Genomic DNA, 19,907 nt, shown 5'->3' with positions numbered 1-19,907 from the left:
TGCGGCGGTCAGCTGTATTCGGGCGGCACGGTGCGAAAGAACCAGGCGAGTTCGTTGTCGCGCACGAACCGCGACAGGGTCTGCTCGCGGGAGATCGGCCAGTCGCGGAACGCCTCGAGGGCGGTCAGCACGGCATCCGCGGTCCCGGGAGTGGGGTCGGCCAGCACTGCGGCGATCGCCGACTCGAATCCGACCGGCTTGTGCGGGAGGCTCGCCACGGTCTTCTCGAGGTACTTCGGGCCGGGGAAGAGCACACGGTTGGCCGCGAGGAGCGCCCGGCAGGCCGCCGAGGCGAGGTGCACCGACGCGTGCTGGAGCAGGAACGGGTTGTGCAGCTCGTGCCCCTGGCGCAGGAAGTACTCGCCGTGGAGCCTCGCCTGGGAAACGAACGAGGCCATGTGCTCGATCCAGACAGACTCGGGAACGTCGAGGATTCGCGCGAGGCGGTCCTGAAGCCCGTCGACGCGCGACCACACGATTCTGGCGCCGTCGAGCGATGCCCGCATCGGATCGTCCCCGTGCTCGGCCGCCTCATCCAGATACCGCTCGCTGGCGACCTTGATGTCGAGGTAGCCGCCCTCGTAGTCGACGAACTCGGTGTCCGTGTACATGAGCCGCTCGCACCGGCGTGCGTCTTCCAGGGCCTCGTCGGTCACGACCAGGTAGAGGTCGACATCCGAGTCCGCCCGCTCGGTGCCGCGCGCGACCGACCCCGTGATGATCACCGCGAGGTTCTGGGGCACGGTTGCCGTGTGGGCGAGGTAGGCCTCGATCGCGGCCTCGTGGTGCCTCACGGTGCAGCCCCCGGCAGGTAGCGCCGCACCGCGGTGCTTGAGGCGACGAGCGCCCGCAGCGACTCGATGCTCCCCGTGACGAGGCCGAGCGCGCGCGCCTGCACGAGCACGTTGCCGATGGCCGTGGCCTCGGTCGGCCCGGCGAGCACCGGCAGGGAACAGCGGTCGGCGGTGAGCTGGCAGAGCAGCTCATTCTGGGATCCGCCCCCCACCAGGTGCACCACCGACACCGTCGTGCCCGAGAGCTCGCTCGCGAGCCGCACCGTGCGCGCGAAGGTCGCGGCGAGGCTCTCGACGATGCTCCGCACGTATTCGGCCCGGCCCTGCGGAACGGGAAGGCCATTCTCCCGGCAGTAGTCGGCGATCCTCGCGGGGATGTCGCCCGGCGCGAGGAACCGGGGGTCGTCGGCGTCGAAGATCGAGACCTGCGCCGTGACCGCGGTGGCCGCCGCCAGGAGGCCGGCGAGGTCATCCGTCTGCCAGCTTCGCAGCGACTCGCTCAGCAGCCAGGTGCCCATGACGTTGTGCAGGAAGCGCACCCGGCCATCCACTCCACCCTCGTTGGTGAAGTTGGCGAGGCGGGCGGCCTCGGTGACGATCGGCGCGTCGAGCTCGACCCCGACCAGGCCCCAGGTGCCGCAGCTGATGTAGGCGAAGTCGCCGTCGACGGCCGGCACGGCGAGCACGGCGGAGGCCGTGTCGTGCGAGCCGACGGCGGTCACGACCGTCGACTCGGGCAGGCCGAGCTCCGCGGCCATCGCCGTCGTGAGGGTGCCGAGGGTCGTTCCGGCGTCGATGAGCTCGGGGAAGATGCCGCGCGGCAGGCCGAGCCTCGCGATGAGGGCGTCGTTCCAGCCGCCGCGGAGGTCGAGCAGGCCCGTCGTGGAGGCGTTGGTGCGCTCGGCCGCCGACCGCCCGGTGAGCCAGAAGGCGAGCAGGTCGGGGATGAGCAGCATCGAATCGGCCCCGGCGAGGGTGCCGTCGGCGAGATCGGTGGCGAGCTGGAAGAGCGTGTTGAACGGCAGGTGCTGCAGGCCGTTCGCCGCGTACAGCTCGGCCGGGGTCAGCTCCGTGAGCACGGCATCGACGCCGCGGAAGTTGCGCTCGTCGCGGTAGTGGTGCGGGGCGCCGAGCATCCGTCCCTCGCGCAGCAGGGCATAGTCCACGGCCCAGGCGTCGACTCCGATGCTGCGAAGCCCCGGCTCCTGGCGCCCGGCGCTCGCGAGCCCGGCACGAACGTCGGAGAAGAGCCGATCGATCGGCCAGTGGATGCCGTCCGCGCCGGTCACCGGTCCGTTGGGAAACCGCGCCACCGGCTCCAGGCGCAACTCGTTCGGCCCGACGTAGCCGAGCATCACCCGCCCGCTCGTCGCGCCGAGGTCGACCGCGGCGACCGCGTCCGTCATCGCGGGCCCCCGCATCCTCTTCCTCTTCCGCTTCCTCTTCCGCTTCCTCTTCTTCCGAAATCCATGCATTCCTCGGCCAGTGTCGGCGTGTCTGTGTCAACACGCCGCCGGTGCATCACGATTGCATGGATTTCGGAAGGGCGGAGAGTCGTGCCGGTCATCGGAGGAAGGCCGCGGCGACGCCGGCGTCGACCGGGATGTGCAGGCCGGTGGTGTGGCTGAGGTCGGCCGAGCAGAGCACGAAGACCGCGTTGGCCACGTTCTCGGGCAGCACCTCGCGCTTGAGCAGGGTGCGCTGGGCGTAGTACTTGCCGAGTTCCTCTTCCGGAACGCCGTAGACGGCGGCGCGTTTGGCGCCCCAGCCGCCGGCGAAGATTCCGGAGCCGCGCACGACTCCGTCGGGGTTGATGCCGTTGACCTTCACGCCGTGTTCGCCGAGTTCGGCGGCGAGCAGTCGCACCTGGTGGGCCTGGTCGGCCTTGGTGGCGGAGTACGCGATGTTATTGGGGCCGGCGAAGATCGAGTTCTTGCTCGAGATGTAGACGATGTCGCCGCCGAGCTTCTGGTCGATGAGCACCCGGGCTGCGGCACGGGAGACCAGGAACGATCCCTTCGCCATCACGTTGTGCTGCAGGTCCCAGTCCGCCACGGTGGTCTCGAGCAGCGACTTCGACAGCGACAGGCCGGCGTTGTTGACCACGAGGTCGAGGCCGCCGAACGCGAGCACGGTGGCGTCGACGGCGGCCTGCACCTGGTCCTCGTCGGTGACGTTGGCCTGCACGCCGATCGCGACATCCGTGTTTCCGAGTTCCGCGGCGGCGGCCTGCGCCTTCTCCAGGTCGAGGTCGGCGATCACGACGCAGGCCCCCTCGGCGGCGAGACGGGTGGCGATGGCCTTGCCGATGCCGGATGCGGCGCCGGTGACGAGCGCGACGCGCGTCGCGAGCGGCTTCGGCTTCGGCATCCGCTGCAGCTTGGCTTCCTCCAGCGCCCAGTACTCGATGCGGAACTTCTCCGCCTCGTCGATGGGCGTGTAGCGGGAGATCGCCTCTGCGCCGCGCATCACGTTGATGGCGTTGATGTAGAACTCGCTCGCCACCCGGGCGGTCTGCTTGTTCGCGCCGTAGCTGAACATGCCGATGCCGGGCACGAGGATGATGAGCGGGTCGGCGCCCCTCATTTTCGGGACCCCGGCTACCCCCTCGCTCGCAGGCTCGCTCGGCGCTGGCGTCGCGGAATCGCTGGCGCGATTCTCTGAGCTCCAGCGCGCGAAATAGGCCTGGTAGTCGGCCCGGTACTCCGCGTGGAGTTCGTGCAAGCGCGCGAGCTGCTCCTCGAGGGTGGCTGTCGGCGGCAGGTCGAGCAGCATCGGCTTGACCTTGGTGCGCAGGAAGTGGTCGGGGCAGCTGGTGCCGAGGGCGGCGAGGCGGGGGTGCTCCGAGCGCTCCAGGAAGTCGAGAACCACCGCGGCATCGGTGAAGTGGCCGACCTGGGCGCGGTCGGTGGAGGCCAGGCCACGCAGGGTCGGCGCGAGGGCGGCGGCCCGCGAGGCCCGGGACTCCGGGCTCAACGGCGCGTAACCGGCCAAGACGGTTCCGAACGGTTCGGCCCGCCCGTTGTCGGCGATGAACTTCTCGGCGGTCTCGATGATCCATAAGCTGTTGGCCTCGGCCTCATCCGAAGTGTCGCCCCAGGCGGTGATGCCGTGGCCGCCGAGGATGCAGCCGATCGCGTTCGGGTTCGCGGTCTTGATCGCCGCGATGTCGAGCCCGAGCTGCCAGCCCGGTCGACGCCAGGGAACCCAGACCACCCTCTCGCCGAACGCCTTCGCGGTGAGCTCCTCGCCGTCGGCGGAGGTGGCGAAGGCGATGCCGGAGTCGGGATGCAGGTGGTCGACGTGCGCGGCGTCGACGAGCCCGTGCATGGCCGTGTCGATCGAGGGTGCAGCACCCCCCTTGCCGTGCAGGGTGTAGTCGAACGCCGCGACCATCTCATCCTCCCGGTCCACGCCGGGGTAGACCGCGGACAGGGCGCGCAGCCGGTCCAGGCGCAGCACAGCCAGGCCGGCCTCGGTGAGGGTTCCCAGGTCGCCGCCCGAGCCCTTCACCCAGAGCAGCTCCACGGGCTCGCCCGTCACCGGGTCGGTCTCGAAGCCCTTCGCGGAGGTGTTACCCCCCGCGTAGTTCGTGACCCTCGGGTCGGAACCCAGGCGATTGCTGCGGTTGACGAGATCCTGCTTGGCGGTCATTGCTCTTCCTTGATGGTGACGCCCCTCAGGGAGCGGTTGTGCGGATGATGGGCGTGTCGGTCAGGTGACCGCTGCGGGGGCTCCGGCCTCCAGGTGAAAGACCTCGTCGAGCCGTGGGGCGTCCTGGTCGGCGCGCTCGGCGACCGAGACGAAGAACGGCTTCATCTCCGCCTCCCAGCGCGCCGCGACCGCCGAACTCGCGAGGTGGTCGGCGGACGCCGTGTCCGAGTCGGCCTCGTAGTAGCCCACGAGGAGGCCGTCCTGCCGGAGAAAGAGGCTGTAGTTGCGACGCCCGGAGAGCCGGATCTCCTCCAGCATCTCCGGCCAGACCTCGGCGTGACGCCGCCGGTACTCGTCCAGGAGGTCCTGTCGAACCTGGAGGGTGAAGCACACGCGCTCCATCAGGCTCCCCAGCCGGCCTGCACACCGCCGACCCGGTCGGCGGCGATGGTGGCCTGGTAACCGGATGCCGCGTAGGCGGCCATCGGGTCGCCGGCGAGGCCGCGGGACTCGCGCCAGGCGGCGAGGTCGCCGCGCACGTCGGTGTAGAAGGCGTCCATGAGGATGCCGTTGGCGCCGAGCACGTCCCCGGCATCCTGCGCCGCCTTCAGCGCGGCGCCGTCGACGAGGAGTGCGCGGGCCGTCATCTCCTGCACGTTGAGCACGGAGCGGATCTGGCCGGGGATCTTGTCTTCGACGTTGTGGCACTGGTCGAGCATGAACGCGACGCCGGAGTCAGGCCCGAAACCGCCGCCGCGGATCACCTCGTAGAGGATGCGGAACAGTTGGAACGGGTCGGCGGCGCCGACGATGAGGTCGTCGTCGGCATAGAAGCGGGAGTTGAAGTCGAACGAGCCGAGCTTGCCGAGACGCAGCAGCTGGGCCACGATGAACTCGATGTTGGTGCCCGGCGCATGGTGGCCGGTGTCGAGGCAGACGAGGGCGCGCTCGCCGAGGGCCGAGACCTGGGCGTAGGAGGTTCCCCAGTCCGGAACGTCGGTGTGGTAGAACGCCGGCTCGAAGAACTTGTACTCGAGCACGAGCCGCTGGCTCTCGCCGATGCGCGCATAGATCGTCGCGAGCGACTCCGCGAGGCGGTCCTGGCGCCCGCGGATGTCGCCCTGCCCCGGGTAGTTCGTGCCGTCCGCGAGCCAGATCTTCAGGTCCCGCGAGCCGGTCGCGTGCATGATGTCGATGCACTCGAAGTGGTGGTCGATGGCCTTCTGGCGCACGGCCGGGTCGACGTGGGTGAGGCTGCCGAACTTGTAGTCGTCGTCCTGGAACGTGTTGCTGTTGATCGTGCCGAGCGCCACGCCGTGGTCGGCCGCGAACGCGCCGAGGGCCGCGTAGTCGTCGACCTTGTCCCACGGGATGTGCAGGGCCACCGTCGGAGACAGGGCCGTGTACTTGTTCACCTGCGCGGCATCCGCGATCTTCTCCTGCGGGGTGCGCGGGGTGCCCGGCGTGCCGAACACCTTGAAGCGGGTGCCCGAGTTGCCGAACGCCCACGAGGGAAGCTCGATGGCCTGCTGGGCGAGAGCGGAGGTGATTCCAGAGAAGTCGGTCATGTCAGTACTCATTCGTTTCTGTGTTGCGTTTCCGATACCTAGCGGCTCACGCCGACAAGGGGGTGGATGGGCACCGTGATAGACACGTGGCCGGGGGTGAGGGCGCGGTCGTCCTGGCCGGGAAGGCGCAGCACGCCCTCCACGCCGGCTGGCACGTCGGCGTCCACGGTGAGTTCGTCGCCCGCCACGATCCAGCGCACGGCAACGCGGCCGTGAGGCGTCTCGAGCGCCGTCTCGGCCTCCGTCAGGCCGCCTCCCGGCTGGGGAGCGATGAGCACCCTCGCATAGCCGGGGGCGAGCGGGGAGATGCCGCCGACGACCCGGTGCATCCAGTCCGCCACGGCGCCGAGGGCGTAGTGATTGAACGACGTCATCTCCCCCGGGTTGATGCTGCCGTCCGGCAGCATGGAGTCCCAGCGCTCCCAGACGGTGGTCGCGCCCATGGTCACCGGGTAGAGCCACGACGGACACTCACGCTGAAGCAGGAGCTTGTACGCGTCGTCGAGGTGGCCGGTCTGGGTGAGGGCGTCGGTGATGAACGGCGTGCCGGCGAATCCGCTCGAGATGCGGTGGCCGCTCTCCGCCACGAGTTCGGCCAGCCGAGTGCCGGCTGCTTCCTCATCCGCGGCGTCGAGCAGGCCGAAGACGATCGCCAACGCATAGACGGTGGTGCAGTCGCTGAACACGCGACCGCCGTCGACGTAGTGCTTGTTGAACGCGGAACGCAGGTCGGCGGCCAGCTCGGCGAACTCGGCGTGCTCCGCCTCGTGCCCGAGCAGCTGGGCCGTCTCGGCGAGGATCGCCGCCGACCGGTACGCACAGGCCGTGGCCACGACGCCGAAGTCGGCCTTGGCCTTGATCGGGTCCTCCGGAGGTGCGTCAGGGTCGAGCCAGTCGCCGAACTGGAATCCCGTGTCCCACAAGCCGTTCGGCGACAACAGCGAGCGCACGCGACGCACGTGGGAGACCATGGACTCGAACTGGTTCTCCAGGATCTTCTCGTCACCGTAGGCCTGGTAGAGGGCCCAGGGCACCCAGACGCCCGCATCGCTCCAGATCGCCGTCGACTCCGTCTCCGGGAAGCTGCCCGGGCGGTCGAGGTACTTCAGCACGTCCGGCACGACGTAGGCGATGATCCCGTCGTTGTGGGCCTGTTCGAGCGCGACGTTGCGGAGCCAGTCGCTGAGGAAGGAGTCGACATTGAAGAGGAACGCGGCGGTCGGCGCGAAGGCCGCGATGTCGCCCGTCCAGCCCAGTCGCTCGTCCCGCTGCGGGCAGTCGGTCGGCACGTCGACGAAGTTGCCACGCATGCCCCAGACCACGTTCTCGTGAAACTGGTTCAGCATCGGGTCCGACGTGCGGAAGGTGCCGGTGCGTTCGAGCTCGGATCCGATGGCGACGGCCGTGAGGTGCTCCGGCCGCAGTTCACCGGGCCAGCCGGACACTTCGGCGTAGCGAAAGCCGTGGAAGGTGAAGGTGGGCTCGAAGGTGTCCTCGTCACCGCTCAGGATGAAGCGGTCGGTCGCGAGCGCCGACCGCAGCGGCCGGGTGCCTAGCTCGCCGTCCTCGAGCACCTCAGCGTGCCTCAGGGTGACCTCGCTGCCGGCCGGGCCCTGCACACGCACGCGCACCCAGCCCACCAGGTTCTGGCCGAAGTCGACGAGGGTCTTGCCGGACTCCGAAGTCCAGATCTTCTGGACGGGCAGCTCGTTCCAGGCGGAGACCCGCGGACCGATGTATGGCTCGAGGGCGGCCGTGTCGAGGTCGAGCGCGTGCACGCCCACCCAGCCGTCCGCACCGAACCCCGGCTTCAGCCACGCGTCGTCGCGCAGGCGGGCGTCGATGGTCTCGCCGTCGTACAGGTCGTTCGCGAGCACCTCGCTCGGGCCGGCCGTCCAGCCCTCGTCGGTCGCCACTGTCTGCGTGCTGCCGTCTTCGAAGGTGATATCGAGCTGCGCGAAGGCTCCGAGTTCGTCGCCGTAGAACGCGCCACGGCCGCTCCAGCCGAGGCGTCCGCGGAACCAGCCGTTGCCGAGCGCGAGACCGAGGACGCTCGTGGTGGCGAGCTGCTCGGTGACATCGTAGGTGGCGTAGCGGAGCCGCCACTCGTAGCTGCTCCAGCCAGGGGTGAGCAGGTCATCCGAGACGAGCCGTCCGTTCAGCCAGGCCTCGACGATGCCGTGGGCAGTGAGGCTCAGGGTCGCGCTGGTCACCGCGCCGTGGCCCTCCTCGAGCCGGAATTGCTGCCGCAGCAGCGGCGCTCCGGCGAAGTCCTCGTCGGCGGCGATCAGTTGTGCTTGCCAGTTCACGTGGTGTCTCCAGTGTGTGTCGGTAGTTCCGGGGTCGGCAGGGGCATTCGCGCCCCGGCCTGAAGAGAGATAGTGCTGCCGCTCAGCCCTTGACGGCGCCGCTCGTGATGCCGCTCACGATCTGCCGGTTGAAGAAGATGTAGGCGATCAGCGGCGGGATGGTGATGAGCAGGATGGCCATGAAGAGCAGGTTGTAGAAGCTCAGGTTCTGGCCCGAGAAGGTGAAGAGCGCGAGTTGCACCGTCACGTTTTCATCGCCCGGCAGGAAGTAGAGCGGACCGGCGAAGTCGTTGAAGACGAAGACGGACTGCACGACGATCACGGTCACGATCACGGGACGCAGCAGGGGGAGCACGACTCGGAAGAAGAGCCTGATCGGGCCCGCGCCGTCGAGAACCGCCGCCTCGTCGAGTTCGCGCGGGATGTTTCCCACGAACGCGCGGAACAGCAGGATGCAGAACGACAATCCGAAGGTGGCCTCGATGAGGATCATCCCGGGAATCGTCCCGAACAGCTTGAGGCCCTGGAGCACCCAGATGGTCGGCACGACCGCCGGCGGCACGATCAGGCCGGCGAGCACGAAGAAGTTGACGACCGGCCCCCACTTGCTCTTCTTGCGGGCGAGCACATAGCCGGACATCGCGCCGATGACCACCATGAGGGTGACCGAGCCGATCGTCAGGCCAGCGCTGTTGAGGATCGCGCGACCGATCACGCCGTCGTTGGAGGCGAGGGTGTCGAAGAAGTTCTGGAAGAACTGCCACTGCGTCGGCCAGGAGAACGCGAAGGTCGACGCCTCGGCCGGCGACTTCGACGCCTGCAGCAGCACGAAGGCGAAGGGGACCAGGAAGACCACCGCGGAGACGATGATCGCGATTGTGCCGACGATCCAGGCACGGCGGCGTTCGCGGATCACAGTTCCACCTGCTTTCTGTTGAGGAAGTAGGAGAGCGGCACCATGATCACCGCGACCAGAAGGAAGAGCACGACGTTGCCCGCCGTGGAGAGGCCGAAGAAACCGGCCTGGTACTGCTTGTAGATCACCGAGGCGAGAACGTCGCTGGTGAATCCGGGACCGCCCCCGGTCGTCACCCAGATGATGTCGAACGATCGCAGACCGCCGATGAGGGAGAGGATGATGACCGTCGCCGTCGCGCCGCGGGTGAGCGGGATGGTGATCTCGCGCAGCATCTTGAGGGAGCCGGCGCCGTCGATCTTGGCGGCCTCGAAGTATTCGGTCGGAATGGCCACGATGCCGGCCATGAAGATCAGGGTGGCGATGCCGACGCCCTTCCAGACGTCGATGGCGGCGATGCTGTAGAGCGCCAGGTTCGGATCCGTCAGCCAGCCGGGCTGCGGCAATCCGAAGAAGCCGAGCACCGCGTTCACCATTCCGTGGAACGGGTCGAGGAGCGACTTGAACATGATCCCGACGCCGATCGTCGAGATCAGCACGGGGAAGAAGACGACGGCCCGGAGGTAGCCGCGGCCGATGATCGGCGAGGTGAGAAGCAGCGCCAGCAGGAACCCGAGGAGAACCTTTGATCCCGACGTGATGACGGCGTATATGAGGGTGTGGAAGAAGCTCGTGTAGAGCTGCGGATCCTCGAAGAACCGCACGAAGTTGTCGAATCCGATGAACGTCGAATCGAACAGGGACCAGCGGGTGAGCGAGAAGTAGAACGACGAGAACGTCGGAAGGGCGAAGAAGATCACGTAGAGCGCGAGCGCCGGGATGAAGAACCAGGTGGGGTAGAACGACTTGATCGTGCGGCGCAGGCTCTTCTTGGGCACACGGGCGCTGGCACTGATGTCGCCCGTGTGGATCGCTGTCGCGGGGGTGGCAGTCGACATTGGTTTACTCCTCGTCGAGTTCGATGCTGGGTGAAGAAATGCGGGGCCGGCGACCCGTGGCCGTCGGCCCCGCAGTGAGACGCTACGCCCGAGGGCGGCTCGTCTGGATGTGAGCTACCAGCCCTTGAGCCCGAGCTGCTGCGCCTGCGCCTTCACGTCGTTGTCGTAGAGGGCGGCGCCCACCTTGTCACTCGAGATGCCGGAGCCGACCTGAACGAGGATCTTCTCGAGGTTCGGTCCCTTGATGGGGGACAGGAACTCCAGAGCCAGTCCGGTCTTCTTGTCGTTCTGGTACTTCAGCTCGTCGGCGACGAGGGCGGGTGCGTCACTCGGAACCTTGCAGGTGCTGATCGCGAACGGGCCGGCGGGTACGCCTGTCGCGTTCTGCGCGTCGCACCCGGCGGGAGAGTTCAAGAAGGCGATGAGCTTCTTGGCCGCGACGAGCTTGTCGCCGGTGGTCGACTTGGGGATGTAGGCCCCGTTTGCCTCCCAGACGGTCGCGTGCGGTTCGCCGCTGTCGGTCGGCATCGCGAAGTAGCCGATGTCGTTGACCTGGTCGGGGTTGGACTGCACGACGTTGCCGATCACGGCCGTGATCATCGGGTACTGGGCGGCGGTGCCGGTGGCAAGCTCCTTCAGGGCGGCGACGTTGGTCATCGACGCGAAGTCCTTGTTCATCAGGCCCTTGTCGAACACCTCCTGGGTGTGCGTGAAGCCGGCGAGCGCCGGCGGGTTCACGTACTTCGCCTTGTTGTTCGTGTAGTTGGTTGCCCACTTCGCATCCTTCGCCGACACGTTGGCGAAGTCGGCGAGCACGAACAGCTGGCTGGTCCAGGTGTCACCGTAGGAGACGAGAACCGGGGTGATGCCCGCGGCCTTGATCTTCTCGCTGTTGCTGATGAAGTCGGCCCAGGTCTTGGGGATGGTCAGCCCGAGCTTCTCGTAGACCTTCTTGTTGTACATGATGCCGCCGTCGAAGGTCGTGCCGTTCGGAGCGCCGTAGGTGCCCTTGTCCGTGCTGGCCGACGCCTTGAAGTCGGGGGTGATGTCCTTGACCCACGCCTCGTCGGTGAGGGGCTGGAGCTGGCTGTCCGGGTGAAGCGCCTGGAGGAGCGACCCCGAGTTGTAGAGGAAGACGTTGTCCATGGTTCCAGTCGACAGCTTGGTCTTGATCAGGTTGTCGCCGTCGGTGCCGCCCGGCCGGGTGTTGACCTTGACCGTGATGGTCGGGTTCGCCTTGTGGAACGCCGTGGCCAGGGTGTTCGCGAACTTCGTGGCGACCGGGTCGTTGCCGCCGGCCATGAGAGTGATGCTGGTCTTGCCCGTGCTGCCACCGGTGCTGCAGCCGACGAGCGCGAGGCTCAAAAGGGCCAGGCCGCTGAGGGCGGCCGTGACGCGAGTTGCCGTCGTTCTAGTGAACATAAATACCTCCTTGTATTTGCTGTGGCGCTCCGCAGAAAAGGGTGCCTTGAAGCGTTTCATCTGAAGATAGGGCGAATCTGGACCGTCGTCAAGAGATTTCTTGAAACGATTCATAATCGTGTTCTTGTCGCGCTGGGCCGACCGCCGCCGCGGCCCGGAATCCCCGGGTCCGGCTGTCGAACGGAGATCCCATGAGGGGCGCGCAGCATCCGCTAGTCCGAGTCGGTGGAGACCCGCACCGGTCGGTTCCGCGTTCGACGGGGTGACGTGCCATGATTGAACGATTCAATAGCGGCAGATGCCGCACCGAGTGTCGGAAGAGGGGGAATCCCGATGGTGGCAGCGAGTGTGCGTGACGTCGCGGCGCATGCCGGGGTGTCGGTCGGCACCGTTTCGAACGTTCTCAATCACCCCGAGAAGGTGCTTCCGGAGACCGTCACCAAGGTGCGCGGCTCGATCCGCGCCCTGGGATTCATCCGAAACGATGCTGCACGCCAGCTGCGGGCCGGGCGAAGCAAGACCATCGGCCTGGTGGTGATGGACGTTCGCAACCCGTTCTTCACCGACGTCGCGCGCGGTGCGGAGAATCGGGCCGCAGATGCCGGACTGTCCATCCTCCTCGGCGACAGCGACCAGAGTTCCACCCGCGAGGGCGCCTACCTCGACCTGTTCGAGGAGCAGCGGGTGCATGGTGTGCTGGTCAGCCCGGTTGGCGACATCACCCCGCGCCTGGAGAGACTCCGTGACCGGGGCATCCCCGCCGTGCTCGTCGACCGAAGTTCCGCCGAGGGAACCTTCAGCTCGGTGTCCGTGGACGACTTCGCCGGCGGTCAGATGGCGGTCGAGCACCTGATCTCGGCCGGCCGGAAGCGAATCGCCTTTCTCGCCTGCCGGTTCGACATGCGCCAGGTCGCCGATCGCTTCGCCGGCGCGCGTGCCGCCGTTGCCGCTCACCCCGGAGTCACGCTCGAGGTTATCGAGGTCGAGAGCCTCACCGTGATCGCGGGTCGGGTCGCCGGCCAGCAGTTGGTGGAGAGGGCAGTGGACGACCGGCCGGACGGCATCTTCGCGGTCAACGACCTGATCGCGATGGGCGTGCTGCAGGCGCTGGTGATGCGCGGAGAGGTGCGTGTGCCGGAGGACATCGCGCTTGTCGGCTACGACGACATCGACTTCGCGTCCGCCGCCGTCGTGCCGCTCACCTCGATCAAGCGTCCCAGCGGGTTGATCGGAAGCACGGCGATGGAGATCCTGCTCGAGGAGGCGCAGCACGCGAAGCTGGAGAAACGGCAGATCGTGTTTCAGCCCGAGCTCGTGGTGCGCGAGAGCACCGGGGCCCGGGCGACGGTGCCGGCGGCGTCAACGAACTGACAGTCGCGAGTCGGGTCGTGCCGCCTCGGCTGCGAAACACCGGGTACGCCGCGGCGAAACAACGCCGCAACATCTTCCGTCTAGGCTCACACCATGGATGGCCTGTTCGACGGATACGGCACCCAGGCCACCAAGGGTCGAAAGACCGGTGCGAAGCCTTGGGATGAGATGTTTGCCGCGCCGGCTTCGGTGCGCACGGCGTACCGGGAGATCCATTCCGCGCTCGCCCAGATGACCCAGGAGGAGCTGCGCGGGCGCACAGACGCCCTCGCCAGCTCGTATCTCGCTCAGGGCGTCACATTCGACTTCGCCGGCGAGGAACGACCGTTCCCGCTCGACGCGGTGCCCCGGGTTATCGAGCTCGCCGAGTGGGTGAACGTCGAGGCCGGAATCAAGCAGCGCGTTCTCGCCCTCGAGGCCTTTCTCGCCGACATCTACGGCAAGCAGAACGCGGTCAGGGATGGCGTGATCCCGGCGGCCCTGATCAGCTCGTCGAGTCACTTCCATCGCGAGGCCGCCGGCATCATTCCGGCGAACGGCGTGCGCATCCAGGTCTCCGGCATCGACCTCATCCGCGACGAGAACGGTGCGTGGCGGGTGCTCGAGGACAACGTCCGCGTGCCCAGCGGCGTGAGCTACGTCATCTCCAACCGGCGGGTCATGGCCCAGACGCTGCCCGAACTGTTCGTGAGCATGCGGGTGCGGCCGGTCGGCGACTACCCGCACAAGCTCCTGCAGGCGTTGCGGGCGAGCGCGCCGGAGGGGGTGGATGACCCGACGATCGTCGTGCTCACCCCCGGCGTGTACAACTCCGCCTACTTCGAGCACACCCTGCTCGCGCGGCTGATGGGAGTGGAACTCGTCGAGGGCCGCGACCTCTTCTGCTCCGGCGGACGCGTGTGGATGCGCACCACGGCAGGCCCCACCCGGGTGGACGTGATCTACCGCCGGGTCGATGACGAGTTCCTCGACCCGCTGCAGTTCCGCGCGGACTCGATGCTCGGCTCTCCCGGCCTCCTGCTCGCCGCCCGGCTCGGCAACGTCACGATCGCCAACGCGATCGGAAACGGGGTGGCGGACGACAAGCTCGTCTACACCTACCTGCCCGACCTCATCCGCTACTACCTGGGCGAGGAGGCGATCATCCCCAACGTCGACACGTGGCGGCTGGAAGACCCCGAATCGCTCGAGGAGGTGCTCGACCGGCTGGACGAACTGGTCGTGAAGCCCGTCGACGGCTCGGGGGGCAAGGGCCTCGTCGTGGGCCCGGCGGCGAGCCGTGAGGAGCTCGACCAATTGCGCACGCGGCTGCTGGCCGACCCGCGCGGCTGGATCGCGCAGCCGGTGGTGCAGCTGTCGACGATCCCCACCCTCGTCGAGGACGGCATGCGGCCGAGGCACGCCGACCTTCGCCCGTTCGCCGTCAACGACGGCAAGGACGTCTGGGTACTGCCGGGCGGTCTCACCCGCGTGGCGCTGCCCGAGGGCGAGCTCGTCGTCAACAGCAGCCAGGGCGGCGGATCGAAGGACACCTGGGTGGTCGGGCACGACCCGCTGCAGGTTTCCCGGCACTCGATCCAGGGCCTCGTCGCCGACCAGGCGACCTCCACCGAGGCGATTCCGATCGTCTACAACGAGGTGCACCACATCGACCAGGCGCCCAGGGACCGTGCGCTCGGCCAGGGCCAGCAGGAACAGCAGCAGCAGGGCCGGTCGGCGGAGCCCGCGACCGTCGCCGAGGAGCCGCAATGCTGAGCCGCATCGCCGAGAGCCTGTTCTGGATCGGCCGCTACATCGAGCGGTCCGACGGAACCGCGCGCATCCTCGACGTGCACCTGCAGCTGCTGCTCGAGGACCCGTGGATCGAGGAGAACCTCGCCTGCCGCTCCCTGCTGAGCGTCATGGGAACCGACGTGCCCGAGGGCACGGTGCTCACCCGCCAGCACGTTCTCGAACTCCTCGCCGTCGACCGCTCAGAGCCCGCGTCGATCGCGTACTCGCTCGGCGCCGCGAGGGAGAACGCGCGCCGGGCCCGCGAAATCGTGTCGAGCGAGCTCTGGGAGTGCCTCAACACGACCAGGGCGCGGATGCCGCGCAAGGTCTCGAGCGACAAGGTTCACGAATTCTTCGGCTGGGTCCGCGAGCGCAGCGCCCTCGCCGTCGGCATCATCGAGTCGGCGACGAGCCGGGACGAGGCGTGGCAGTTCTTCACCCTCGGCCGCTCGATCGAACGTGCGGACATGACCGCCCGGCTGCTCTCCACCCGGTCGCTCACCGAGGCGAGTGGGCCCTCCTGGACCACTATCCTGCGCTCGTGCGGCGCGTACGAGGCCTACCTCCGCACCTACCGCGGCGTGCCGAGCGCTCGCAACGCCGCCGAGTTCCTGCTGCTCGACCGGCTCTTCCCCCGCAGCATCCTCTTCTCCGTGCGCCGCGCGGAGATGTGCATGCGCGACATCGAACCGCGCACCGACCGGGTGGGGGTGTCCGACCAGGCGCAGCGGCTGCTCGGCCAGATCCGCAGCGAGCTCGAGTACCGGCCGATCGCCGAGATCCTCGACGACCTGACCCTGCACATGGACAACGTGCAGGCCGCCACGAGCGCCGCGTCCGAGGCGATTCGCCAGCGGTACTTCCCGACCAATGCCGCGCCCAGCTGGGTCGGTGAGGTCACGTGAATCGCCTCCGCATCAAGCACATGACCGGCTTCCGCTACGGCGGGGAGGTCACCGCGAGCTACAACGAGGCGCGGATGCTGCCGACGAGCAGCGACGGACAGTTCGTGCTCTACTCCAACCTCGAGATCCTGCCGATCTCCTCCCACCACACCTACGTCGACTACTGGGGAAGCCGGGTGTCGTCGTTCGAGATCCTCACCCCGCACCAGGAACTCGCGCTCACCGCCACGAGCCTCGTGGAGGTGCGCCCCCGCGATCATCCGCAGCACGTGGTCACCTGGGAGCAGCTCGCCACCGAGGCGGAGCGGGCGACGGAGTACGTGGAACAGCGCAAGCAGACGAAGCGCACCGAGCCTCCTGCCGATGTCGTCGAGCTGGCACGGACGATCGTCGGCGACACCGAAAATCCGTGCGACGCCGCCCTCGCCATCTGCGTGCGCATCGGCGAGAGCGTGGAGTACATGCAGGGCGTGACCGGAGTGCACACGACCGCCGCCGAGGCCTGGGCGCACCGCAAGGGCGTCTGCCAGGACATCGCGCATCTCGCGCTCGGTGCCCTTCGGTCGGTGGGCATTCCCGCGCGCTACGTCTCCGGCTACCTGCATCCGAAGCCCCAGGCCGCGATCGGCGATACCGTGGCCGGCGAATCGCACGCTTGGGTGGAGTGGTTCTGCGGTGACGGCTGGCGCGGCTTCGACCCGACGAACCAGATCGACATCGGCGACCGGCACGTGACGATCGGCCACGGCCGCGACTACAACGACGTGCCGCCGTTGCGCGGCGTCTACGCGGGTCCGTTCAAGTCGCAACTGTTCGTCAAGGTGGAGATCACCCGCGAGAGCTGAGGGCTCTGTCGAGTCACGACAGGCGGGGTGAACCACCGAGGCGGGGGAACGCCGGTCTGACACAATGGGGCCAGTTCGAGGGGGAGAACCGTGCGACAACACAGCAACGCGGTGGCAATCGTGCGAGCCCTGCCCTCGCCCGCGCGTCTCGGAATCATCGGCGCCGCCCTCATCGCCACGTACCTTCTCGGGGTCTCGGCGGTGTTCCTCACCCCCGCCGGATCCACGACGGCAGCGTGGTGGCCCGCCGCGGGTGCCGCGGTGCTGGCCGTGCTCTTCGCGCGCCGGGCGCGGTGGGCCGTTGCCGTCCTGATCTTCCTCATCGGTGTCGCCTCCAACTTCTCGGCCGGCCGGCCGATCCTCGTCTCCGTGGGATTCGGCGTCGCGAACGCGGGCGAGGCCTGGATCGTCGGCGCGCTACTCTCCGGCGGCCGCCCCGATCCGGGACTGCGCACCATGAAGGACGTGGGCAGGCTGCTCATCGCTGCGACCCTGGGCGCCCTCGCGATCGGCGCCCTCGCCGCCCTCGTCGTGCTGGTCGCGGACGGGGGAGACTTCGTCTCGACGATGGCGGCCGTCACCGCGTCCCACGCCTCGGCGGTCATCGTCATAGTGCCCACGGCCCTCGCGGCATTCGGGGGTCCCCGCTCGGGGCGCCGGATCGAGCAGGCGGCCCAGATTCTGATCGCCGCCGCGGTGGTCGGCTTCGTGTTCTCCCTCTCCAATTCGCTTCCGCTCGCGTTTCTCACCCTGCCGGTGCTGTCCTGGGCGGCCTTCCGCTTCAGCTACGGATTCGTGGTCGCCGAGCTGTTCTTCACCGCCCTCATCGCTTCAGTGCTCACCTCTCTGGGTGGCGGGCCCTTCGTCGGCGCCGAATTCTTCGGTGCGAGCGTGACCAACGAAATGCTGCAGATCTTCATCGTGGCGCAGGCCGGGTCGGTGCTCTTCTACGGCGCCGGGCGGCTCGAGCGCGAACGACTCGCCAGGCAGGTGGTCGCCCGGGAACAGCTCCTGCGCGGCGGACTCGTCGGTGCGCAGGTCGGGCTGCTCATCCTCGAGCCTCGGGTATTTCCCGAGGCGCGGATCGTGCTCGGCAATCTCGCAGCGGCGGAGTTGTTGGGCTGGCCGGAGCTGGAGGGCATCGGGGAGGCCGGTGTGGCCACGAAGATTCTGGATCTCACCCGGCCCGACCCGGTGATCCGCATCCTCGCCAAACACTTCGCGGGCGACGGCTCGGCCGAGACGGGCGAGGTGACCACACCGACCGGGCGGCGGGTGCAGTTCTTTCTCGGTACCCTCGGCCCCGACTCCGACGGCGCGATTCTCACCGCGCAATTCGTCGACATCACGGAGCGTCACGCCCTGGAGGTCGCCAACGAGAAGGCCCTCCTGCGCGAGCAGCAGCTCGTGGACCAACTTCGCGATCTCAACCGGCAGAAGGACGACTTCGTCTCGTCGGTGAGCCACGAGCTGCGCACCCCGATCACGAGCATGCTCGGATTCGCCGAGGAGCTCGAGGACTCCGTCGTGGATCCGACTCAGCTTGGATACGTTCAGGTGATCCTTCGCAATGCCCGGCGGCTGGCCGACCTGGTGGAAGACCTTCTCGAACTCGGGAGCATGACCTCGAGGATGCCGGTGCGGGATGCCGTGCTCGTCGACGCCAATGCGGTGATCCTGGAATGCGTAGTCGAGCAGTCCACCACCGCGAGAGATCGCGGCATCGAGGTCTCGACGTCGCTCTCCACCGAGTCGCCGTGGGTCAGATCCGCCTCCCACGACCTGGCGAGGATCGTCTCGAACATCCTCTCCAACGCCATCAAGTTCTCGCTCGCCCAGGGGTCGGTGAGCGTGAGCACGGCCTGCGAGGCGCACGAGGTGCGCATCACGATCACGGACAGGGGGCCGGGCATTCCGCCCGACGACCTCGAGCGGGTGTTCGAGCGGTTCTATCGCTCGCCGGCGGAGGCGCTGCGGGTGATCCCCGGCACGGGGCTCGGCCTCCCGATCGTCAAGTCGCTCGTGGAGCGCCACGGCGGACGCCTCACGCTCGAGAGCGATCACGCGCGAGGCGGCACCACGGTGTGCGTGATCTTCCCCACCGAGCCGACGCCAGCGGTCAGCCCTTCTGCGCGGTGACCTCGTCCGCGAGCACGGCCTGCAGCCGCTGCTGGCCGTCGTGGCTCAGGCTCAGCCGGCGATCGGCATAGTGCAGCCGGAGGTGCCGGTACCGAACCAGCCAGAACAGCGCGACCGCCGCGGCCAGAATGCCGGATGCTGCCCCCACGCCGAGTGCCCAGCGCGGCCCGAACTCGTTGGCGACCCAGCCGACGACCGGGGCGCCGATCGGGGTGCCGCCCATGAAGATCGCCATGTAGATGGCCATCACCCGGCCGCGCACCGGGGCCGGCGTCGACAGCTGCACCGCCCCGTTCGCGGTGGTCATCAGGGTCTGTGAGGCGAGTCCCACCACGGTGAGGGCGACGGCGAAACCCCAGAAGCTCGGCATCACGGCGGCGACGATGCAGGCCACCCCGAAGATCGCCGTCGACACGAAGAGAAAGCGCAAGCGAGGCTTCTCGCGCCGCGCCGAGAGCAGCGCGCCCACCACCGAACCGATGGCCATCACCGACGAGAGCAGGCCGAATTCGGCGGCCCCCTTGTGGAAGACGGAGGTGGTCATGGTGGAGATGAAGATGGGGAAGTTGAGACCGAACGTGCCGATCAGGAACACCATGACGAGGATCACGCAGATGTCGGGCCGGGTGAGCACGTAGCGGAAGCCCTCGGCGAGTGCGCCGCGTCGGTGCGGCGCCCGCGGCATCCGTTGCAGCTCGCTCACCCGGAGGAACTTGAGGGAGACGAGAACCGCGCCGAAGGAGGCGGCATTGATCAGGAACACCGGACCGGCGCCGACGAGGGCGGTGAGCACCCCGGCGAGGGCCGGTCCGATCATGCGGGCCGCGCTGAAGGATGCCGAGTTGAGGGCGACGGCGTTGGAGAGGTTCTGCCGGCCCACGAGCTGCGAGACGAAGGTTTGACGAGCCGGTGCGTCGAAGGCGGCGGCGCAGCCCAGCAGGAGCGCGAAGACGTAGACATGCCAGAGCTGCACGACTCCGGTGACGGTGAGGATGCCGAGCACCAGGCCAAGCACGCCCATGGTCGCCTGCGTGGTCATGAGCACTTTTCGCTGGTCAAAGCGGTCGGCGACGAGTCCGCTGAGCGGCAGGAGGAGGAGCTGCGGGCCGAACTGGAGCGCCATGACGAATCCCACCGCCGCCGCGTCATGGTGGGTCAGCTGGGTGAGCACGATCCAGTCCTGGGCGGTGCGCTGCATCCACGTCCCCACGTTGGAGACCAGTGCGCCGGCGGCCCACACGCGGTAGTTGAAGCCGCTCAGCGATCGGAACAT

15 protein-coding genes are annotated in these 19,907 nt (G+C 68.1%); 5 read left to right on the top strand and 10 right to left on the bottom strand.

Going from position 1 to position 19,907, the window contains the following annotated elements:
- Positions 1-8: 8 nt before the first annotated feature.
- The 9 genes from ACHZD8_RS12065 to ACHZD8_RS12025 all read right to left on the bottom strand — a co-directional run bounded on the left by ACHZD8_RS12065 (position 9) and on the right by ACHZD8_RS12025 (position 11,601).
- Positions 9-794: a nucleotidyltransferase domain-containing protein gene (locus ACHZD8_RS12065; protein ID WP_394770671.1), complete on the bottom strand. Its 786-nt coding sequence runs from the start codon at positions 792-794 to the stop codon at positions 9-11.
- Entirely contained in the window at positions 791-2,200 is a 1,410-nt protein-coding gene (locus tag ACHZD8_RS12060; protein WP_394770670.1) for a rhamnulokinase family protein, read from the bottom strand. Before ACHZD8_RS12060 ends, ACHZD8_RS12065 begins: the two co-directional genes overlap by 4 nt.
- 157 nt (positions 2,201-2,357) lie before the next feature.
- Positions 2,358-4,448 (bottom strand): bifunctional aldolase/short-chain dehydrogenase, encoded by a 2,091-nt coding sequence (locus ACHZD8_RS12055; protein ID WP_394770669.1) that lies wholly within the window; start codon positions 4,446-4,448, stop codon positions 2,358-2,360.
- Positions 4,449-4,508: 60 nt separating this feature from the next.
- A complete protein-coding gene (locus ACHZD8_RS12050) occupies positions 4,509-4,850 on the bottom strand; it encodes an L-rhamnose mutarotase (protein ID WP_394770668.1) in 342 nt (113 codons plus the stop codon).
- Entirely contained in the window at positions 4,850-6,016 is a 1,167-nt protein-coding gene (gene rhaI, locus ACHZD8_RS12045) for an L-rhamnose isomerase (protein ID WP_394770667.1), read from the bottom strand. The genes ACHZD8_RS12050 and rhaI overlap by 1 nt, the downstream gene beginning before the upstream one ends.
- Before the next feature lie 38 nt (positions 6,017-6,054).
- Positions 6,055-8,325, bottom strand: coding sequence for a family 78 glycoside hydrolase catalytic domain (locus ACHZD8_RS12040; protein ID WP_394770666.1), 2,271 nt, complete (start codon positions 8,323-8,325; stop codon positions 6,055-6,057).
- Positions 8,326-8,407: 82 nt separating this feature from the next.
- Entirely contained in the window at positions 8,408-9,241 is an 834-nt protein-coding gene (locus ACHZD8_RS12035; RefSeq protein WP_394770665.1) for a carbohydrate ABC transporter permease, read from the bottom strand.
- On the bottom strand, positions 9,238-10,179 hold the full coding sequence (locus ACHZD8_RS12030) for a carbohydrate ABC transporter permease (RefSeq protein ID WP_394770664.1): 942 nt from the start codon (positions 10,177-10,179) through the stop codon (positions 9,238-9,240). The genes ACHZD8_RS12035 and ACHZD8_RS12030 overlap by 4 nt, the downstream gene beginning before the upstream one ends.
- A 114-nt stretch (positions 10,180-10,293) precedes the next feature.
- Positions 10,294-11,601 (bottom strand): ABC transporter substrate-binding protein, encoded by a 1,308-nt coding sequence (locus tag ACHZD8_RS12025; RefSeq protein WP_394770663.1) that lies wholly within the window; start codon positions 11,599-11,601, stop codon positions 10,294-10,296.
- A 333-nt stretch (positions 11,602-11,934) separates the two neighbouring features.
- Between ACHZD8_RS12025 and ACHZD8_RS12020 the strand changes: the two genes are divergently transcribed.
- The 5 genes from ACHZD8_RS12020 (at position 11,935) to ACHZD8_RS12000 (ending at position 18,634) form a co-directional block, all read left to right on the top strand.
- Complete coding sequence (locus tag ACHZD8_RS12020; RefSeq protein ID WP_394770662.1) at positions 11,935-12,972, top strand: LacI family DNA-binding transcriptional regulator; 1,038 nt, start codon at positions 11,935-11,937, stop codon at positions 12,970-12,972.
- 93 nt (positions 12,973-13,065) lie between these two features.
- Positions 13,066-14,727: a circularly permuted type 2 ATP-grasp protein gene (locus ACHZD8_RS12015; RefSeq protein ID WP_394770661.1), complete on the top strand. Its 1,662-nt coding sequence runs from the start codon at positions 13,066-13,068 to the stop codon at positions 14,725-14,727.
- On the top strand, positions 14,721-15,650 hold the full coding sequence (locus tag ACHZD8_RS12010; protein ID WP_394770660.1) for an alpha-E domain-containing protein: 930 nt from the start codon (positions 14,721-14,723) through the stop codon (positions 15,648-15,650). Before ACHZD8_RS12015 ends, ACHZD8_RS12010 begins: the two co-directional genes overlap by 7 nt.
- Positions 15,647-16,495, top strand: coding sequence for a transglutaminase domain-containing protein (locus ACHZD8_RS12005; protein WP_394770659.1), 849 nt, complete (start codon positions 15,647-15,649; stop codon positions 16,493-16,495). The genes ACHZD8_RS12010 and ACHZD8_RS12005 overlap by 4 nt, the downstream gene beginning before the upstream one ends.
- A gap of 90 nt (positions 16,496-16,585) precedes the next feature.
- Positions 16,586-18,634, top strand: a complete 2,049-nt coding sequence (locus ACHZD8_RS12000; protein ID WP_394770658.1) for an ATP-binding protein — start codon at positions 16,586-16,588, stop codon at positions 18,632-18,634.
- On the opposite strand, the gene ACHZD8_RS11995 is transcribed toward ACHZD8_RS12000, so the two are convergent.
- On the bottom strand, positions 18,615-19,907 hold the full coding sequence (locus ACHZD8_RS11995; RefSeq protein ID WP_394770717.1) for an MFS transporter: 1,293 nt from the start codon (positions 19,905-19,907) through the stop codon (positions 18,615-18,617). The genes ACHZD8_RS12000 and ACHZD8_RS11995 overlap by 20 nt on opposite strands.

It is taken from the genome of Lacisediminihabitans sp. (assembly GCF_043726815.1).
Taxonomy (GTDB): domain Bacteria; phylum Actinomycetota; class Actinomycetes; order Actinomycetales; family Microbacteriaceae; genus Lacisediminihabitans.
The sequence above is the reverse complement of the archived record's forward strand: the minus strand, read 5'-3'. Positions and strand labels throughout refer to the sequence as shown.

Excerpts from the sequence above, each read along its gene's own strand:
- ACHZD8_RS12060 (WP_394770670.1), bottom strand. The coding sequence starts at position 2,200 with ATGACGGACGCGGTCGCCGCGGTCGACCTCGGCGCGACGAGCGGGCGG.
- ACHZD8_RS12055 (WP_394770669.1), bottom strand. The coding sequence starts at position 4,448 with ATGACCGCCAAGCAGGATCTCGTCAACCGCAGCAATCGCCTGGGTTCC.
- ACHZD8_RS12050 (WP_394770668.1), bottom strand. The coding sequence starts at position 4,850 with ATGGAGCGCGTGTGCTTCACCCTCCAGGTTCGACAGGACCTCCTGGAC.
- rhaI (WP_394770667.1), bottom strand. The coding sequence starts at position 6,016 with ATGACCGACTTCTCTGGAATCACCTCCGCTCTCGCCCAGCAGGCCATC.
- ACHZD8_RS12030 (WP_394770664.1), bottom strand. The coding sequence starts at position 10,179 with ATGTCGACTGCCACCCCCGCGACAGCGATCCACACGGGCGACATCAGT.
- ACHZD8_RS12025 (WP_394770663.1), bottom strand. The coding sequence starts at position 11,601 with ATGTTCACTAGAACGACGGCAACTCGCGTCACGGCCGCCCTCAGCGGC.
- ACHZD8_RS12020 (WP_394770662.1), top strand. The coding sequence starts at position 11,935 with ATGGTGGCAGCGAGTGTGCGTGACGTCGCGGCGCATGCCGGGGTGTCG.
- ACHZD8_RS12015 (WP_394770661.1), top strand. The coding sequence starts at position 13,066 with ATGGATGGCCTGTTCGACGGATACGGCACCCAGGCCACCAAGGGTCGA.
- ACHZD8_RS12010 (WP_394770660.1), top strand. The coding sequence starts at position 14,721 with ATGCTGAGCCGCATCGCCGAGAGCCTGTTCTGGATCGGCCGCTACATC.
- ACHZD8_RS11995 (WP_394770717.1), bottom strand. The coding sequence starts at position 19,907 with ATGTTCCGATCGCTGAGCGGCTTCAACTACCGCGTGTGGGCCGCCGGC.